Annotated in this window: 16 protein-coding genes; 9 read left to right on the top strand and 7 right to left on the bottom strand. The window is 34.3% G+C overall.

Annotated features, from left to right (window positions below; genetic code table 11):
- Positions 1-5: 5 nt before the first annotated feature.
- From BLQ19_RS18175 to BLQ19_RS18165, 3 genes are read left to right on the top strand one after another with little or no spacing between them, the layout of a single operon-like run.
- Positions 6-1,250, top strand: a complete 1,245-nt coding sequence (locus tag BLQ19_RS18175; RefSeq protein WP_074539277.1) for an NAD(P)/FAD-dependent oxidoreductase — start codon at positions 6-8, stop codon at positions 1,248-1,250.
- 8 nt (positions 1,251-1,258) lie between these two features.
- Positions 1,259-2,377 carry an alcohol dehydrogenase catalytic domain-containing protein gene (locus BLQ19_RS18170; RefSeq protein ID WP_074539276.1) on the top strand — a complete coding sequence of 373 codons (1,119 nt, stop codon included), beginning with the start codon at positions 1,259-1,261 and terminating at the stop codon, positions 2,375-2,377.
- A 16-nt stretch (positions 2,378-2,393) separates the two neighbouring features.
- The gene (locus BLQ19_RS18165) at positions 2,394-3,194 is read left to right on the top strand and encodes an alpha/beta hydrolase (protein ID WP_074539275.1); all 801 of its coding nucleotides are present in this window, start codon (positions 2,394-2,396) and stop codon (positions 3,192-3,194) included.
- Here BLQ19_RS18165 and BLQ19_RS18160 read toward each other — a convergent pair.
- The 6 genes from BLQ19_RS18160 to BLQ19_RS18130 all read right to left on the bottom strand — a co-directional run bounded on the left by BLQ19_RS18160 (position 3,191) and on the right by BLQ19_RS18130 (position 9,702).
- Positions 3,191-3,727, bottom strand: coding sequence for a hypothetical protein (locus tag BLQ19_RS18160; RefSeq protein WP_074539274.1), 537 nt, complete (start codon positions 3,725-3,727; stop codon positions 3,191-3,193). The two genes, BLQ19_RS18165 and BLQ19_RS18160, sit on opposite strands and share 4 nt — an antisense overlap.
- Before the next feature lie 28 nt (positions 3,728-3,755).
- Positions 3,756-4,397 (bottom strand): M23 family metallopeptidase, encoded by a 642-nt coding sequence (locus BLQ19_RS18155; RefSeq protein ID WP_074539273.1) that lies wholly within the window; start codon positions 4,395-4,397, stop codon positions 3,756-3,758.
- A 60-nt stretch (positions 4,398-4,457) separates the two neighbouring features.
- On the bottom strand, positions 4,458-5,072 hold the full coding sequence (locus BLQ19_RS18150) for a MarC family protein (protein WP_074539272.1): 615 nt from the start codon (positions 5,070-5,072) through the stop codon (positions 4,458-4,460).
- 183 nt (positions 5,073-5,255) lie between these two features.
- Positions 5,256-7,634 (bottom strand): DUF2309 domain-containing protein, encoded by a 2,379-nt coding sequence (locus BLQ19_RS18145; RefSeq protein ID WP_074539271.1) that lies wholly within the window; start codon positions 7,632-7,634, stop codon positions 5,256-5,258.
- Positions 7,631-9,106: a proton-conducting transporter transmembrane domain-containing protein gene (locus BLQ19_RS18140; RefSeq protein WP_074539270.1), complete on the bottom strand. Its 1,476-nt coding sequence runs from the start codon at positions 9,104-9,106 to the stop codon at positions 7,631-7,633. The genes BLQ19_RS18145 and BLQ19_RS18140 overlap by 4 nt, the downstream gene beginning before the upstream one ends.
- 287 nt (positions 9,107-9,393) lie before the next feature.
- Positions 9,394-9,702, bottom strand: coding sequence for a hypothetical protein (locus BLQ19_RS18130; protein WP_074539268.1), 309 nt, complete (start codon positions 9,700-9,702; stop codon positions 9,394-9,396).
- 104 nt (positions 9,703-9,806) lie between these two features.
- Between BLQ19_RS18130 and BLQ19_RS18125 the strand changes: the two genes are divergently transcribed.
- Positions 9,807-10,730 (top strand): LysR family transcriptional regulator, encoded by a 924-nt coding sequence (locus BLQ19_RS18125; RefSeq protein WP_074539267.1) that lies wholly within the window; start codon positions 9,807-9,809, stop codon positions 10,728-10,730.
- A gap of 207 nt (positions 10,731-10,937) precedes the next feature.
- Complete coding sequence (locus BLQ19_RS18120) at positions 10,938-11,594, top strand: peroxiredoxin-like family protein (protein WP_074539266.1); 657 nt, start codon at positions 10,938-10,940, stop codon at positions 11,592-11,594.
- A 7-nt stretch (positions 11,595-11,601) separates the two neighbouring features.
- On the opposite strand, the gene BLQ19_RS18115 is transcribed toward BLQ19_RS18120, so the two are convergent.
- A complete protein-coding gene (locus tag BLQ19_RS18115; protein WP_029448690.1) occupies positions 11,602-12,525 on the bottom strand; it encodes a hydrogen peroxide-inducible genes activator in 924 nt (307 codons plus the stop codon).
- A gap of 109 nt (positions 12,526-12,634) precedes the next feature.
- Here BLQ19_RS18115 and BLQ19_RS18110 point away from each other — a divergent pair, with 109 nt between their 5' ends.
- The 4 genes from BLQ19_RS18110 (at position 12,635) to BLQ19_RS18095 (ending at position 16,943) form a co-directional block, all read left to right on the top strand.
- Positions 12,635-14,155: a catalase gene (locus tag BLQ19_RS18110; protein WP_074539319.1), complete on the top strand. Its 1,521-nt coding sequence runs from the start codon at positions 12,635-12,637 to the stop codon at positions 14,153-14,155.
- 56 nt (positions 14,156-14,211) lie between these two features.
- A complete protein-coding gene (locus tag BLQ19_RS18105; RefSeq protein WP_074539265.1) occupies positions 14,212-14,733 on the top strand; it encodes an ankyrin repeat domain-containing protein in 522 nt (173 codons plus the stop codon).
- A 301-nt stretch (positions 14,734-15,034) separates the two neighbouring features.
- Positions 15,035-16,162 (top strand): DUF7151 family protein, encoded by a 1,128-nt coding sequence (locus tag BLQ19_RS18100; RefSeq protein ID WP_074539264.1) that lies wholly within the window; start codon positions 15,035-15,037, stop codon positions 16,160-16,162.
- Between the two features lie 91 nt (positions 16,163-16,253).
- Positions 16,254-16,943 (top strand): tail fiber protein, encoded by a 690-nt coding sequence (locus BLQ19_RS18095; protein WP_074539263.1) that lies wholly within the window; start codon positions 16,254-16,256, stop codon positions 16,941-16,943.
- The last annotated feature ends 845 nt before the right edge of the window (positions 16,944-17,788 follow it).

Raw genomic sequence — 17,788 nt, 5'->3', positions numbered from 1 at the left:
ATTAGATGACAGGAAAAAGTTCACAAACGTGTATCATTATTGGCGCTAGTCATGCTGGCGTAAATTTTGCTTTCGCCCTTAGAAAAGAAGGTTGGCAGGGTTCTATATTACTTTTTGATAAGGAGGCCACGCTCCCCTATCACAAACCACCCCTTTCTAAGTCATACTTAAATGCAGAAGACCATCAAAAAATTGATGCTTTATATCCATTAGAAAGCTATACAACAGATGATATCACTTTAAAACTTGGGATAAGTATTGCTTCTGCCAATGCAAAAGATCAAACCGTTACTTGCCAAGACGGAAAAGAATATCACTATGACTTTTTAATCTTAGCTACAGGTGCACGACCTATAATTCCGAATATTAAAGGAATAGATACTGTCAAAAATATATTCCCCATGCGCTCTATTGTAGATGCCGTGGCCATTAGAACCGCTTTAAAAAAATCAATCTCTAAAAAAGTAGCGATCATTGGTGGTGGCTATATTGGATTAGAAACTGCCGCATCTTTAAAAAAACTAGGTGCAACTGTCACTGTTTTAGAACGAGAACCTCGAGTGTTAGCTCGAGTGACAGCACCTGAAATGTCTCACTTTTTCGAAAAATTACATCATGATAATGCTGTTGCCATACACTGCAACAAAAACGTAACCCAATTAGCACATCACAATAAAACAAACATCATTAGCTGTAATGATGGTAGTATATATGAAGCTGATATCATTGTAGTAGGCGTTGGTATTTTGGTGAATACAGAATTAGCGGAACAGTTAGGGTTAGAACTAGCAAATGGAATTAAAGTAGATAGTACCTGCAAGACCAGTGATGAGTCTATTTATGCTATTGGAGATTGCACCAATCACTACAGTCCTCATTACAACAAAAACATCCGATTAGAATCTGTACAAAATGCGGTAGATCAAGCTAAAATAGCAGCCGCCAGTATTTGTGGCCATGAGAAACACTATAATACAATCCCCTGGTTTTGGTCAGATCAGTATGATGTAAAGTTACAAATTGTGGGACTTACTACAGGCTATAACCAATTGGTGAAACGTGTTGAAACCGCCAAAGAAAAAAGCGTCTCTTTTTGGTATTTTAAGGATGATGAATTGCTGGCTGTAGATGCTGTAAACAATGCAAAAGCATATATTCTAGGCGGAAGATTTATCCAATCGAAGCAACAACTAAATAAAGAAAAAATTAAAGATTCAAGTATTGCTATAACCCCAACTAGCTTTTTATAACTATTATTATGTCTATACAATCAAAAAGTGCTATTGCAAAAGGTGACGGATCATTTCTTATTGACTATGTTACCGTAGAAAACCCACAAGAAGATGAAGTATTGGTGGCCATAAAAGCTGCTGGACTTTGCCATACAGATCATGATTCGCTCTCTTGGGGAAAACCTATTGTTATGGGGCATGAAGGCGCCGGAATTGTAAAGGCAATTGGTGCTAAGGTAACGACCGTTAAGGTAGGTGATGCTGTAATTTTAAACTGGGCCACCCCTTGTGGTACATGTTTTCAATGCAAAGAAAAAAACCAACATATTTGCGAAAATAATTCGCCCGTAGTTGCTGGAGGAAATGGGTACACGCCAGGACATGCGCATTTAGAAGGCACCAAATGGAATAACACCCCTATTATACGCTCCTTTAATATTGGAACATTGTCAGAATATACTTTAGTAAAAGAATCTGCCGTTGTAAAAAATACTTACGATAAAATGCCTTTTCCAGCTGCAAGTATTATTAGTTGTGGAGTAATGACAGGATACGGATCTGCTGTAAATTCTGCTAAAGTAACCAAAAATAGCTCCGTAGTTGTTTTAGGTACAGGAGGGGTAGGATTAAATGTTATTCAAGGAGCAAAAGTTTCTAAAGCATCTAAAATTATAGCAATTGATATAAATGAGAATCGTTTAGAAATGGCGAAACAGTTTGGAGCCACACATACTATTCTTGCTAGTAAAAATGATAAGGGACTTTTAGAAGCTGCGAAAGAAGTAAGAAACATGACCGATGGTCGTGGTGCAGATTATGCCTTTGAATGTACAGCAATACCAGCGCTGGGTGCTGCTCCTTTAGCTATGGTTAGAAATGCAGGAACAGCAGTGCAAGTAAGCGGTATAGAAGAAGAAGTTTTAATCGACATGTCGCTCTTTGAATGGGATAAAATTTACATCAATCCGTTATATGGAAAATGCAATCCGCAAACAGATTTCCCTAAGATTATAGCACATTACAAAAATAGCGATTTATTGCTAGATGAAATGATTACCCGTACGTATGCTCTTGATAATTTACAACTTGCTTTTGATGATATGCTTTCGGGTAAAAATGCAAAGGGCGTTATTGTTTTTGATTAATTTCAACTAAAAAAATATGACCACATTTAAAACCACAGAACTATCGAACCCTGAATTTGAAAGTAACCATCTGCGATTTATGACCATTAAAACGCCAAATTTAAAAGGGCGTGGTGATATTTGTGTTTTTGTACCTCCTTTTAAAGATCTAAAAGATGTGCCTATAATTACGCTCCTACATGGTGTATATGGCAGCGCTTGGATATGGGCACATAAAGCAGGCGTACATTTCACTGCATTGCAAATGATGCAAGAAGGAAAAATAAAACCTATGGTACTTGCCATGCCCTCTGATGGACTATGGGGAGACGGCTCTGCTTATTTACCACATTCTGGTAAGGACTTTGAAGCGTGGATTACCAAAGATGTTAACCAAGCCGTGATAGAAAATATAGCGTGTACCAGTAAAACATCACCATTATGTATCGCAGGATTATCAATGGGTGGATATGGTGCGTTGCGCTTGGGAGCTAAATATCCTGAAATTTATAAAGGACTATCTGGCCATTCTTCTATTACGAATAAAAACCAAATGCATTTATTTGTAGAGGAGGATGAAAACAATTACAATCAGGAAAATCTGACCGATGAAGATGTATTTTTATTATTGCAAAAAAATAAATTGCGCTTACCTCCGTTCCGGTTTGATTGTGGTATGAATGATCTTTTAATAGAACAAAACAGAACACTTCATCAACGATTAAAAAAGGAGCATATACAGCATACCTACCAAGAGTTTGAAGGAAAACATGAATGGAGCTACTGGCAAGAACACATTAAAGATACCTTGCTTTTTTTCGATAGCATACTGGATTAAGGTATGGTTCCTATCTCGTTGAGTTTCCATCCATCAGCGCATTTTTCAAATCTAAAATGATGTTGCCCTCCTTCATGAAAAAAGGTTGGTTCTGTGGTGGTGACTAAAATTTCCCAATAGGAGACGCCCTCCAAGTCTTGTTTGTAAAAAGTAGTTTCTCTTTCTTTTAAAAGGGTTACAAACCCTGGATTGAAAAACAGATCAAAATCTTGAGTAATAAAAGTATCAACAGGCACATAGATTAAATCTTCATAAATGGTATCATACCACAATGTATCTGTTTCGTGTAATTGAGAAATATACGCTTGTTCTTCTGGCGTATTCTCTAAACAAGGGTAGCATCTAATTTTAGATTTAGACAGGTCTTTAAAAGACCTTCTCTCTTTTTTATCAATAGCCTTTAAAAAAGAATTCCAAGTTTTCTTTATTTCAATATCCTGAGGAGTATAAGCGCTACGCTCATTTCCCGCCGCCATACATAAAAGAACTATAAATGGCGCTATTAAAAGGTAAACAAGTTTTTTTATTTTCATTTTCGTAAAATTTATGGCTTCTGCACAGCTATTGTCTATGCGCCTTGATAAATTTAGTAGGATCTGGGTATCCTTCTGTTTCGGTAGCATAACCTGCTCCTACAGGCAACAATACATCATCTCTAATTTCGAAATGTAAATGAGCCAAATAAATACCACCTGCGTTTCCTATGGTTCCAATAGTATCGCCTTTAAACACATATTGGCCCTGTTCCACAAGTATCGTATCGCAATGTGCATACAAAGACTCTACTACTACTCCATCTACTGTGGTATGCCATATACGGATAATCTTTCCCCAGCCACTACCAATATCAGTAGCAAAATTAACAAAACCATTTGCTGTGGCATAAATAGGATCTCCTAAATCGGAATCTCCGCCAGTGACAGCATTCCAATCTTCTCCAAGATGATTGTTAGTTCCAAAAGGTTGTGCATTATAATAGCCCTTAGCATTAGGCTTTGCGATAGGAAAATCAAAACCTCTAGCTTTATAAATCGGTTTCTGCTCAAAAACATCTAAAATAGTATCTAATCTAGTTTTCTGTGGTTCCGTTTTTATTGTAGATTTCTCCGCAGTGGAAGACGGACTAGCGCTCTCCTTCTTTACCTCTTGACAAGAAACCTGAAACACTATGGCTATAAAAAAAAGAATTCTTAAAAAAATCATTTATCCCAGTTATTGAATCATTCATGGTATACCTGCACTAAAATAAGGTATAAAAAACTACTAAAGATTAAAACTAAGTTTAATACCTTCTACAATCATACCGGTTCCAATGATGGCAAGAATAAGCCCCATTAATTTTCCTATAACTGAAATTAGATTCTGCCCTACCTTCTTTACAATGACATCACTTAAAACAAAAGCTACATACGTTAAGAAAATCATCAAGCCAAAAACACCAATAACCACACCTATATGTGTATAACTGGCATCGGTTACAAAATTCATTCCTGTTACGATAGTCCCCGGTCCTGCAAGGATGGGAATAGCTAAAGGTGATATTCCAACACTGCTATCATCTTCTTTATCTTCCGTACTATGAATCTTAGATTTTTTAGACATCAACATTTCGAACCCCACATAAAATATTAATATCCCACCGGTAATCTTAAATGCCGGAATCGTAATTCCGAAAAGTTCAAAAATATATTTCCCTGCAAGAATAAAAGACACCACAATTATAAAAGCCGTGATGGTTCCCGTTTTTGCAATCTTTTTTTTCTGTTCTTTATCTTTACCTTCTACAAGACCTAAAAAAATAGGTGTATTTGCTATAGGATTCATGATGGCAAAAAAGCCCATAAATACGGTTAAGCTAAAGGTTAGTATATTATCCATTATTGCTATTTTTCTTTGAACCTCTAAAGTAGTGGTATTTATTAGAGTCCGCTAACGGAAAGAAACTTTTAAGTAACGCGTATGTCACAGATAGATTTCCATTATGTCTCTTAAAATTTAGCTATATGAGAAAAAGAGGATCATTTTAATTAATGATCCTCTTTTTCTTTAGCACTCTAATTACTATAAAGCAACTTCCAAGGCTAGCTTTTCCAAAAGCTGTTCTTCACTAGAATTTTTAATGGCATCACCGGACCATTTTTGTGACTGCTCATAGGTAAATATTTTATCTTCTTGTATGGGATCCATCACCATTAGATAAATCCATTTATTATCCAATAAACTTTTTAGCTTTTCATTTCTATCAAGAATAGATTTAACCCTAGAGATAGGCGCTTGTATGACCACTGAAAGTCTTAGAGGTTGATGGTACATTTCATCATCGGTTGCAAAAAGCGATTGTAGCGGCAAGCCCATTTTCAGATCTCCTCCGTTACCTTGTACTACACCAAATTTCCCCGTAACATTATGTGTTATTTTTGTTCCTCCTCCAAATATATTATTGTCAATGGTAGAGAAATAATAGTGATTGTTAATCCATTGTGTGACCACCATTGGGCCTTGCATAATACCTTCTAGTGCTTTACCGCTTGTGTCTAACTTCCAATCATAAGAATGTAAAAAACTACGAGCATCAAGGTTTATATGCTTCGTCAAATTTCGTGGAGCGATCACAAAACTTGCATTTTTTGCTAAGCCCCATTCAGGCCTAGTTTCTCCCCAATCTGCAGCCTTACGTTCTGCAAGGGCAATACTTTTAGCGGAAATGCCTAAACGATCTTGTGTAGCCGTTTTTTGTGCTTCCATTAAATTTAGCTTTATTTTTCTTATTAGGTGCACATGAGAATCTGGTGCTTGGGCATCAAATATAGCTATACAATCTGTCGTAGTATTATGCTCTGCTCCAAGAAATATGGTTCCTTCTGGAATAAGTATTCCATGATCAACATTCAAACGTTCTTTCACTTCTGGTAAATTTGCAAGACTGGCTAACATTCTTGCATTGTGGCGTCCTGGACTTGCTGCACAAGCTCCGCAGTCTAAACTTGAGCTAAATGGGTTATTAGTTGTAAGACTTCCGTGCCCTACAAAAACAACAATTGGAGCAAATTGAGTCCATCCTAAAAGATCAAAAGCCGATTTGACAATTCCCACTTTTTCTACTAAAGGGATATCTAATTCATAAGTTGCTTCAATTGTATTTTTTTGAAGTACGGGTTGACAACTGGCTTCATGATGAAGTGCCGTTCTTTGTCTTATTTTAAGCAGTTTACTCGGAAAAAGCGTTTTAGCCACCATTCCTAGACCATATACTAATCCAGAACCTTCTACATATCCAAAAGCAGATGGTAGGATATTTTTCATCCGTTTAAAAAGGTATTTTGAAAAATTTAAAACCTTAATTCGCTTTCCTAAAGTATTATACTCGTGCGCTTTGTTTTCCTGAGCTTCTTCGGTTACCGTGTATACTGAGGAAACTATTGGCGGACATGATTTTCGTGTGTTATCATCCTGAAGACTTTTATAATCCATTGCAATTCCAAAAAAACCAGCATACCCAAAAGTTTCATAATTTCCTTTTGATTCTACATGACGTCTTATTACTTCAGATCTGGTATCAATACAAAAAACAAATTGCGCCTCTTTTACGCCGTCTGTCGTATGAAGAGCGATATTCTTGGCTTGCGTTGTTAATTTTTCTGATAATTCTTTCTGATAGCTTTTTTCCCAAGCTTGCAGCCATAAATGTTGCATGCTAACACTTTCGTTCATGAAACCCTCATCTGCAAAATCTGGTACTATTGTATGACCTAAATTTTTACAAATCCATAATCTAACAGCTAAATAATCTAGTAATGCCAGTGGATATTTTTGCTCCCAATCAGATTTAGCATTAGTACGGTACTTTATATAACCTATCCAACCGGGTAATGCTGCTAAATGATACTTAAATATTAATTCATAGTCGGCACTAGGGATCTCTTGTAGTATATGGTCAATTACTTCGCAAGCGGTCTCTGGAATCTCTTTTTTAAAAACATCATTCAGATCTGTATCATAAGGAGCCAATGCCCTCCAAGCTGTAAAGAATCCTTTTTCCTTGAAAGGCATGGTCCATTCTGCCAGTCCTTCATCCAAAAAAGCAGATAACCATTTGGTCATAATGCGGTCTACATCATGACTAAGATTTACTTCTAAGACCTCTTTTTTCTCCGACAATTGATTTAAATAAAATTCAGGAGTTTTCGTGAAACCATTTTTTTTAAGAAGCGTTGTAAGTATCGCATCATCTATTAATCCTGTATCATAGGCCTGTTGGTAAACAGTAGCCTTAGGAAAGGTATTAGCCTGTAGATATTTCTCCGCTAAGGCAACTGCCTCTTCAAAAGGTTTGTTTTCATATCCTGAAAGCGGATTAGAAGCCACGAAAGTATAAAGCGGCCAAGTAGTCCCTATAATTTCCGATGCACCATTAATGGCTGTTAATATATTTTGATTCATTTTAATCTAGATTTATACATTAAGACTGAATTTTTATAAGGTTGGGAAAGGTTTAAAAGTTTCACGTAAAGCCAAGGATGACTTTTATACATGCCCAGTTTCATAATAAAGAAACCTATCAGAAAAATAAGGCCAAAACTAATCGGTAGCCATGTTAATGGTATTGGTTGCGCTATGTACGGCATATCTCCCATTAGTAAGGTAACTCCATTGTACATAAAGGCATACATTACGATGCCTAAGAATAAAAGAATAGGTGGCACAATGATTTTCTGAAACATTGATAAACTCCGCTCTTTGACAATATTATAAGTGATTTGACCTACGGTTATAGCAACAATTAGCGTTAAAAAAACGCCACTATCTAACTTCATACCTTTACCTGTTAGTATTATAAAGAAATAGGCTCCGAAAAGCCCGAATAATATAACCAGCATACCTTGAAAAGGTCTTATACTTAAAGGCAGTGGGATTTGAACCTTGGTTTGTCCTATTTCTTCTCCAGAAGAAAGAAATAAATATGCTTTGTAGAATCCGTGAAGAATTAGGTGCACAATGGCAGCATTAAAAAACCCTAAACCACACTGCATGATCATATAGCCCATTTGAGCAATGGTAGAACATGCTAATTTGTGCTTTACATTTGTTTGCAACAATTTTGTAAACTGTGCCACAATAGCGGTAACCGCACCTATCACCAGTAGTATATTCAAAGAGTTTGATGCGTATAGTAATGAGGCAAATAAAGTTAATAAGATTCCTGAACCATTTACAAAACCTGCGTGCATTAAAGCAGATGCTGGGGTGGGCGCTGTCATTGCAGATAACAACCAGCGATGAAAAGGGTAAATGGCTGATTGTATCATTGCAGCGATAATAATACATATGCCAGCGGGAATAGTAATAAATAGAGGCAATTTAAAAACTACGGCCGTAATACTTTCTAAGGTAGTTTCCTTGCTTGAAAGTACGAGAAGATAGACCCCTAGCACTAGAAAAAATGTGCCGGCCAAGAAATAATTGCGAGTAAAATTCAATGCTTGCTTAGCTTCTCCTAACGTAGTATCTATACCTATTAAATTAGACATGAGGAGCCCCATTAAAAGCCAGCTAATTAAAAATAAGAATACATGATTAGAAGCTACTAATAAGAGAACCGCTGCAGTAAAGGCTAAACATAGAATCATGAATTTAGACTTAAACCGAAAACCTATAAGGTATTTCCTAGCATACGTACTAATTACAGCACTAAAAAAAGTAACTGTAGTCCATATTAATAGGGTGAAACCATTAATTCTGAATAGATCGCCATAGTACCAATTTGGCAATTGATAAAGTGAGCTTAGTAAATACAATACATTCGAACCAAAGAGAAGCCACAAGAATACGACTACCATCTTTGAAACAAAATCAGTCCTAGTACTATTTTGTTGATTAGAAATACTGGAAATAGAATTACTATTTAAATTCATTAGTTGATATTTAGTTTGAACTATTAAAAATTAAAATCAAGAAATAAGCGTCTGTTAAGATAATAGTAGACACTATTTAGTACTATTACGCTTCTTACTAGTTTGACTCTCTCCTATTTTAAGTAAAAAAACAATCCCTAGAATTACACTACAAGCGATTAAATTTTCTAAAAAAATACTATTATTTAAATAAGACAGTAGAATAAAAACAGTAAGTATCAAAAGACCCAAAAAGGGTAATACATTAGATTTCATTGGTTGCATATTAATTTGATTTTGAATTGGTATTATTCGGCAACTTCTACTTCTATGATTCCGTTAATTTTTAGTGTAAAGCCAAGATTTCTGTGGCTATTGATAAATTTCAACATAGTCTCTTTTTCTTGGTTCAACTCATCAATTCGTGTATCAATTTGATCAGTCTTACAGTTATGATCTCCTTCCCATAATTGTAAGCGCTGTAGCTTGTGAAAATTAATTTTCTCTCTGATTAAATTAATTACAATATCAGAAGCTTCTGAAGGTGTAAATTCTCCTTTCACTAGTTGAACTTTTTGCGTTGCGATTGGTGTCATTTCAAGTTCTTGCGTTTTCATACTGCTAATTTGTTTTAGATGAATATTTATTTCGAGGGCAAAGTTTAAACTTTATATTCATTTATTTTTATTTATATTTATTATATTAAACATAAATAAATTTTATGCATTATACCCTTCATCAGCTTCAGATTTTCCTGAAAATATCTGAATTACAGAGTATTACAAAAGCATCTGAAGCATTAAACCTAACCCAACCTGCGGTTTCTATTCAATTAAAAAATTTCCAAGATCAATTCCCTATCCCGTTAACAGAAGTAGTTGGAAGACAACTTTACGTTACCGATTTCGGAAAAGAAATTGCCCAAGCGGCAGACAAAATTTTAAATGAAGTACATGCCATTAATTATAAAACCTTAGCCTATAGAGGACAACTTTCCGGGAGACTTAAATTATCTGTTGTGTCTACAGGAAAGTATGTAATGCCATATTTTCTATCCGATTTTATGAAACAAAATAAAGGGGTAGAATTAATCATTGACGTGACTAATAAGTCTCGCGTCATTGAAAGCCTAGAAGCCAATGAAGTAGATTTTGCCTTGGTATCTGTATTACCCAAAAAGTTGATCATTGATAAAATAGCGCTCATGCAGAATAAGTTATTTTATGTGGCCAGTAAAGAATTAAATCTACCTGAAAAATTATCTAAAAAAAGACTTTTTGAGGAAGTTCCATTAATTTACAGAGAGCAAGGTTCTGCTACTAGAAGCGCTATGGAAACATTCATCGGCAAAAATAAATTATCCGTAAATAAAAAATTAGAATTAACATCTAATGAAGCAGTAAAACAGGCAGTAATTTCTGGTTTAGGTTGCTCCATTATGCCGTTAATTGGTTTGCGAAATGAGCTTCGAAATAATGATATTGAAATTATACCCGTTAAAGGATTACCCATAAGTTCTGAATGGAATCTAATATGGTTAAAATCAAAAAAACTTTCGCCAGCGGCACTTGCCTATCTTGAATTTTTGAAAAGAGAAAAAGAAAAAATTATAGCGAAGAAATTCTATTGGACTGATAAAATCTAAACTCGGTGATCAGCGTTACTCCATAATTGAGCTACAACTTATAGGTTTTAAATGCTATAAAAAACAGAACTACCTCAAACGGCATATTTACTACTCTCATAACACAGATTTCGAAGTTCATTAGCTAATATTTAGTAGGTTTATAATATAGTATGCCTTATTTGTAATTATGACATTACGAAACGTACTAATTAAAAAAGACAGAACATGGAAAATACTAAAAAAATAAGACCCTTAGAAAAAGAAATTAACGAAAAGAAAGCCGCTTTTGAGAGTTCGGCTTCTGAAGATAAAAAACAAAAATACGCTGAAGGTATTGCTGCCGTCGTAGAAACTAACATCGTTGGTAACGCGTTGCAAGTAGGCGAAACCGCAATAAATTTCACTTTACCGAATGCATTAGGTAAAAAAATTACACTGTATGATGAACTAGAAAATGGTCCTGTAATTTTGATGTGGTACAGAGGAGGTTGGTGCCCATATTGCAACATGCAATTGCATTACATGCAAGAGATGCTTCCTGAGTTTAAAAAATTAGGAGCTAGTCTCTTAGCGATTACACCAGAAACGCCTGATAATTCAATTTCCACTAAAGAAAAAAATGATTTAGAATTTGAAGTATTAAGTGATCTTGACAATAAAGTTGGATACGAATATAAGGTTGTATTTAAACTGACCGAAGATGTAAAAGAAATCTATGAAAATGGTTTTGAATTAAGCAAATTTAATGGAAACGATAAAGGGGAATTACCCTTAGCGGCCACCTATATTATTGGACAAAACAAAGTAATTCAATACGCATTTTTAGATGCTGATTATAGAAATAGAGCAGAGCCTCAAGACTTACTAGAACATTTAAAGTAAGCCCTTATTATCTCCAATTTATTTTAATAAAGCGCTCGTTTTTCACAAATTCTTCGGGCGTTTTATTTAAAATCTCTAAACGCAAGGCATCTAACAAAACATCCTTACTAAAAGAATGATGCGTTACCAAACTCACTTCCCGTACTGGCTTAGGTTCTGTAAAATGAATAATAGTACCCTTGTCTCCTGTATCAATGGCCATTTCTGGCACTAAAGTGAATCCGCCATAATTATCTACCATCTTTTTTAAAGCTTCAATAGAACCACTTTGAAACTGAATAGTTTTAGTGCTTTCCACATTTCCACAGATATTTAAGACTTGATTTCTAAAACAATGTCCTTTTTCTAAAAGCCATATATTATCTAGCGTTTCAATTTCAGTGACAGCAATACTTTTTTTATGTGCTGGAAAATAATTTTTCTGACCATAAAATATAAAGGGTTCATTATACAGTTTAACTTCTCTGATATAAGGCTCATTTAATGGGGTTACTAATATCCCCATATCAATTTCTTTTTTTTGAAGTGCCATGATAATCTGGTCACTTTCCATTTCTTGTATTTTAAGAATTGTATTTGGATATTTTTCCGAAAAAGCACCAGAAATTAAGGGAATTAAATACGGAGAAATTGTTGGGAGTACCGCTAAGCGATATTCCCCTTCTAGATTATCTAATTCTACACTCACCATATTTTTCAGCTCTCCCACCTCACGTAGAATTACTTTAGATTTCTGAATGAACATTTCGCCTAAATCTGTGGGTTTTAAGGGGAATTTACTTTTATCAAAAATTAAAAAACCAATTTCTTCCTCTAGTTTCTTTACCTGAATGGTAATTGTTGGTTGCGTCACAAAACACTTTTCTGCTGCCGTAACAAAGTGTCTATAAGTATCTAAGGCAATTACATACTCTAGTTGCTGTAGGGTCATGCTGTATTAATATAAATTTTAACAATACAAATATATAAAGTATTAATTTGATTAATACCTAGAAGTACATGAATTTTACCGCGTCTTAATAAATTAAATAGATATGAAAATGAAGAAAAATTTAGTACTACTTTTTATGGTATCTGTCTCCATGGTGTGCGTATCCCAATCTGGTAACACCATAACCACGAATGGCGGGGTTCCTGTTGGTGACAATCAAAACTCAAAAACTGTTGGTGAATACGGCCCTGTATTATTAGAAGATATCTTACTAATTGAAAAATTAGCTGCTTTTGATAGAGAGCGAATTCCTGAACGGGTAGTTCACCCAAGAGGTGCTGGTGCATCTGGTTATTTTGAAGCTAGCAAAGATATGTCTGAGTATACCAAAGCAGTAATTTTTAGTACAGCTGGAAAAAGAACCGACGTAGCTGCTCGTTTTTCTACCGTAATACACGGTAAAGGCTCTCCAGAAACAGCAAGAGACCCAAGAGGTTTTGCTGTGAAATTCTATTCTACAGAAGGTAATTATGATATAGTAGGGAATAATTTACCTATTTTCTTTATCAGAGATGCGATTAAATTTCCTGATATGGTGCATTCTCTTAAGCCATCACCGGAGACCAATAAGCAAGATCCTAACCGGTTTTTTGATTTCTTTTCCCACGTACCTGAAGCTACACATATGCTAACGCGGTTATACACCGACTTAGGAATTCCTAAAGGATATCAATACATGAATGGTAGTAGTGTTCATGGTTATAAATGGATTAATAAAGAAGGTAAGGTTACCTATATAAAATATTCATGGGTTTCTAAACAAGGAGAAAAAAATCTTACCGTAGAAGAAGCTTCAAAACAACAAGGTTTAGATTGGCAACATGCCACCGTAAGCTTACGGAAAGATATCGCAGAGAAAAAATACCCACAGTGGGATTTATATGTACAAATGATTAAGCCAGAAGACTTGCATTCTTTTGATTTTTGGCCTTTAGATGCTACCAAAGATTGGCCTGCAGATACAATTGAAAAAATTAAGATTGGTACGATGACATTAAATCAAAACCCAATTAATTATTTTGAACAAGTAGAAAGTCTTGCCTTTTCTCCAGGTTCATTAATTCCCGGCATTGAGCCCTCTGAGGATAAGCTTTTACAAGGACGATTGTTTTCTTATTTTGATACGCAAAGACATAGACTTGGTCCTAATTTTCAGCAATTAAAAATAAATCAGCCTCTAGAAACTCCAAAAAATTATAACTCCGATAGCTGGAGTAGCTATGGCAATAAGAAATTTGAAAATCCAGACGTCAACTACCAACCAAGCAGCAAAGCATCACTGGCAGAAGACAAACAGTACAAACAATCAGAAACAACACTTACTAATGTAACTATTGTTCAAAAGAAAATTACAAAGACTAATGATTTTGCTCAAGCAGGTGATTTCTATAGGACATTGACAACTCAAGAACAAGATAATTTGATAAAAAACTTAAGGGGAGATTTAAGTCAAGTAGCGGACAAGAACATTCAAAAAACAATGATTACCTACTTCTACAAAGCAGATAGCAATTTTGGAATGAGAATAGCGCAAGCGCTTGGTTATTCACAGAAAGATTTTATGAAGTAGCAGTACAATTTATACTAGAGGGAGTGTTCCTAGCCCCTCAAATTAACTTATTCCCTATGAAAAAATATACAATAGCCCTTTTAATTTTAATATACAATTCAACTATGAATGCACAATCTATTTTTGAAGCCTCAAGAAATGGCGATTTAAACGAAATCACCATCCTGTTTAATGCCAATAATGATATTATCAATGCCGTTGATGACAAAGGTTTTACACCACTTATTTTAGCGGCTTATAGCAATCAATTAGAGGTTGTAAACTTTTTAATACAACATGGTTGTGCCGTAAATGCCAAAGATTTTTCTGGCAATACCGCACTAATGGGTGTTTGTTTTAAAGGCTATCTAGATATCGCTAAAACATTAATTGACAATGGTACGTCTGTGAATGAGCAGAACGCCAATGATGCTACCGCATTAATTTACGCCAGTACTTTTGGCCATATTGAAATCGTAAATTACTTACTTCAGAATAACGCCGACAAAACAATTAAAGATAATAGAGGTAATACAGCTTTGGCACATGCCGAAATGCAAGGAAATACCGAAATTATGGAGTTGTTGGTGATTGAATAACAATGCAAATTTTCTATAAAAATTACAGCTAAAAGTACTTTCAGCTAGAATTTCATGAATTTGGAAGAAATCAATTTAATATATTCTTATAATTCCCTATATTTTCATGTTGCAACCTTAGATTATGAAAAAGACATGATGCTATTCATTACAACCAATAGTTTTACGCTAATTGGCACGTAAATAAACTTAGTACAACTATGTTCTATAAATACCTTAATTTTGCATACGTATTTTTTCATTTCCTTAGAGTTTTAAGGTAAAAAAAATAGGATCAATTATAATATAATTTCTAAAATCCATGAAAAAAATAAATTTATTTTTTTTAATCATATCATTTCTATTTATAGCCTGTGAAGGTGATCAAGGATCTACGGGTGCTACTGGTGCTCAAGGATCTAATGGTGCTACTAGCTTGATAAACATTTCTGATGAAGCTCCAGGGAGCAATTGTGAAAATGGCGGGCAAAAAATTGAAACAGGACTAGATGCCAATGAAAACGGTATTTTAGAAACTAATGAAATTCAGAATACTAGATATGTTTGTAATGGCATAAATGGTAGTACTAGTTTAACTACAGTAATAACAGAACCTGCAGGAGCGAATTGTGCTAATGGAGGTATCAAAATAAATTCAGGTTTAGATATCGACGGAAACGGTAATTTGGAAGAAAGCGAAATAACTTCTTCTGCCTTTATTTGTAATGGTATTGATGGTGACAATAATGGATTAACTAGAATTACGAATGAGAATTCAGGGGTTAACTGTGCAAATGGAGGCTTAAAAGTTGATTATGGTATAGATGTAAATAATGATGGCGTTCTAAATGATACTGAAGTAGAATATACAACCTATACCTGTTTTACAGAAAACAGTGGCTTGAGCTTAATTAATATTACCGATGAACCAGATGGAACATTTTGTGAAAACGGAGGAATTAAAATAGATACAGGGATAGACTTAAATGGAAATCAAATCCTAGACGAAGCAGAAATTTTGATCACCAAATATGTTTGTAATGGCTTGGATGGTATTATAAATGAAGAGATTAGAATTAAAATTGTTGAAGGTATTGGTACCGCTGCAACTACAACAAGTAGCACACCAATTATTGTCTCTGGTATTAGTTTCAATAAAAGTAATTTTGAAAATGTAGGTGCTATCTTTTTTGAATCAGATCCTTACGTAAATAATACGCTTAACTTTGCATTAGTGGAACTTTATAATGTAACGAGTAGTGTAGGGATCAACAATACACTGATTAGAACCAATGCTATCTTTGATAACAAGCAAACTGAACGCTCTAATGATATTATTAATGAGCTTCCAGATACGGAAATAACATTAGGTATACGATTTAGTTCTGAGCTAAATGGCGAATTTTCAGCTAGTGGAATTCCTTATTTGGTAATAAAAAGAAGCAATTAATAGGAGTGCTAAATCTTTTAAAACAACACAATCTTGAGAGGTTAAATCGCTACAATTAGCAATTAATAAAAAAGAATAAAATTATAGTACTATGAAAAAGGTAATCTTTTCAATCCTATTGGTGGGTACAAGTTTAGGAGTTAATGCACAAAACATATTTCCCGCAAACGGAGGTGTAGGTATTGGAACTTCTAGTCCCACTACCAAACTTCAAGTAAATGAAGGTGATGTCACAATTTACGGATTAAATACTTCTAGATATTTACGTTTTACACAAGATAACCTTCAAGGTGGTTTCATCAATTATGATGGCACAAACAATATTTTAAATATTGGCGTTAACAATGTAAATAGTACCGATAATACAAATGACATGAATGCTATTAGTATTGCTCGTGCAAATGGCAATATAGGTATTGGAACAACAACTCCAGATATGAAATTAACTGTTAAAGGTAATATTCATGCAGAGGAAGTAAAAATAGACCTTAGTGTTCCTGCTCCTGATTATGTATTTAAAAAAGAATACAACCTAAGAACCATAGAAGACTTAGAACAATACATAAAAGAGAATAGCCACCTACCAGAAATACCTTCGGCAAAAGAGTTTGAAGAAAACGGAGTATTGCAAGGAGAAATGGACATGAATCTACTTAAAAAAATAGAAGAGTTAACCTTGTACATTATTCAACAAGAAAAGAAGCTCCAAAAGTTAGAAGCACTAGATGCTAAATATATTGAGCTACAAAAGCGATTAGATAAACTAGAAGCTCAAAACTAGTCAAGAATACGCAAACTAATTTATCGCATTTATATAATAAACCACCTACATCAAGGTGGTTTATTGGTTAGCAGTAGTATCGAATAAAACTCCTTTGAACTCCTAAATTTTCACCAATCGGAATAGACCTTAGTTTGGTGATAGTTTTGATTTGTTTTTAAAGATTAATGTTCTATTTAAAAACCCAAATAACAATACACCACTCACTATTAATTTCAGGAAATCCGCAAAGAAAGAAGAATTTGTAATTTCAAATCCGAAATTATTCTAATAGCACATAAAGCACTCTTAATTGCTTTATGTACTTAGCTTCCAACAGCAAACAAAAGATCAATTCTAAGCCCTGTTACAGCCATAGATACCTTAGAAAGGTTAGTACTTCTTTTTGCGAACATATAAATGTTGCAAACTAATAAATCAAACAAATTAAAGAGGAGGAAGAAGTACTTAGCAGGAGAAATTTTTGAACATAAAAAAAGCCTTCTGATTTCTCAGAAGGCTTTGGTCGGGGTGGCAGGATTTGATAAAAAATCACAAACTCCTGATTAACAATATTTTAAACACTTTTAATTTTGTATGATTCACCTAATTGCACACTAAAGTCATATCAAACCATTTAAAAACAAATAATATTTGTCTTTATCTTTCTAAAGATATATAATTTTGATTGAATTTAAACATTCTATTTTTATTTTCTAATGATTAGAATTTCGTCATTTGAAAATTCCATCCAAGCAAGATCATAAACATAATAATATGTTTTTCCCTTACTATTTATATGTAAGTGTGTATGGTATTTAAAAGTAAATTTCTTTTTTTCAAGCACTAATCTATCCACTGTTATC

The sequence above is a fragment of the Cellulophaga baltica genome (assembly GCF_900102165.1).
GTDB classification, from domain to species: domain Bacteria; phylum Bacteroidota; class Bacteroidia; order Flavobacteriales; family Flavobacteriaceae; genus Cellulophaga; species Cellulophaga baltica.
Note: the sequence above shows the minus strand (reverse complement) of the source record. Positions and strands in the feature narration are given on the sequence as shown.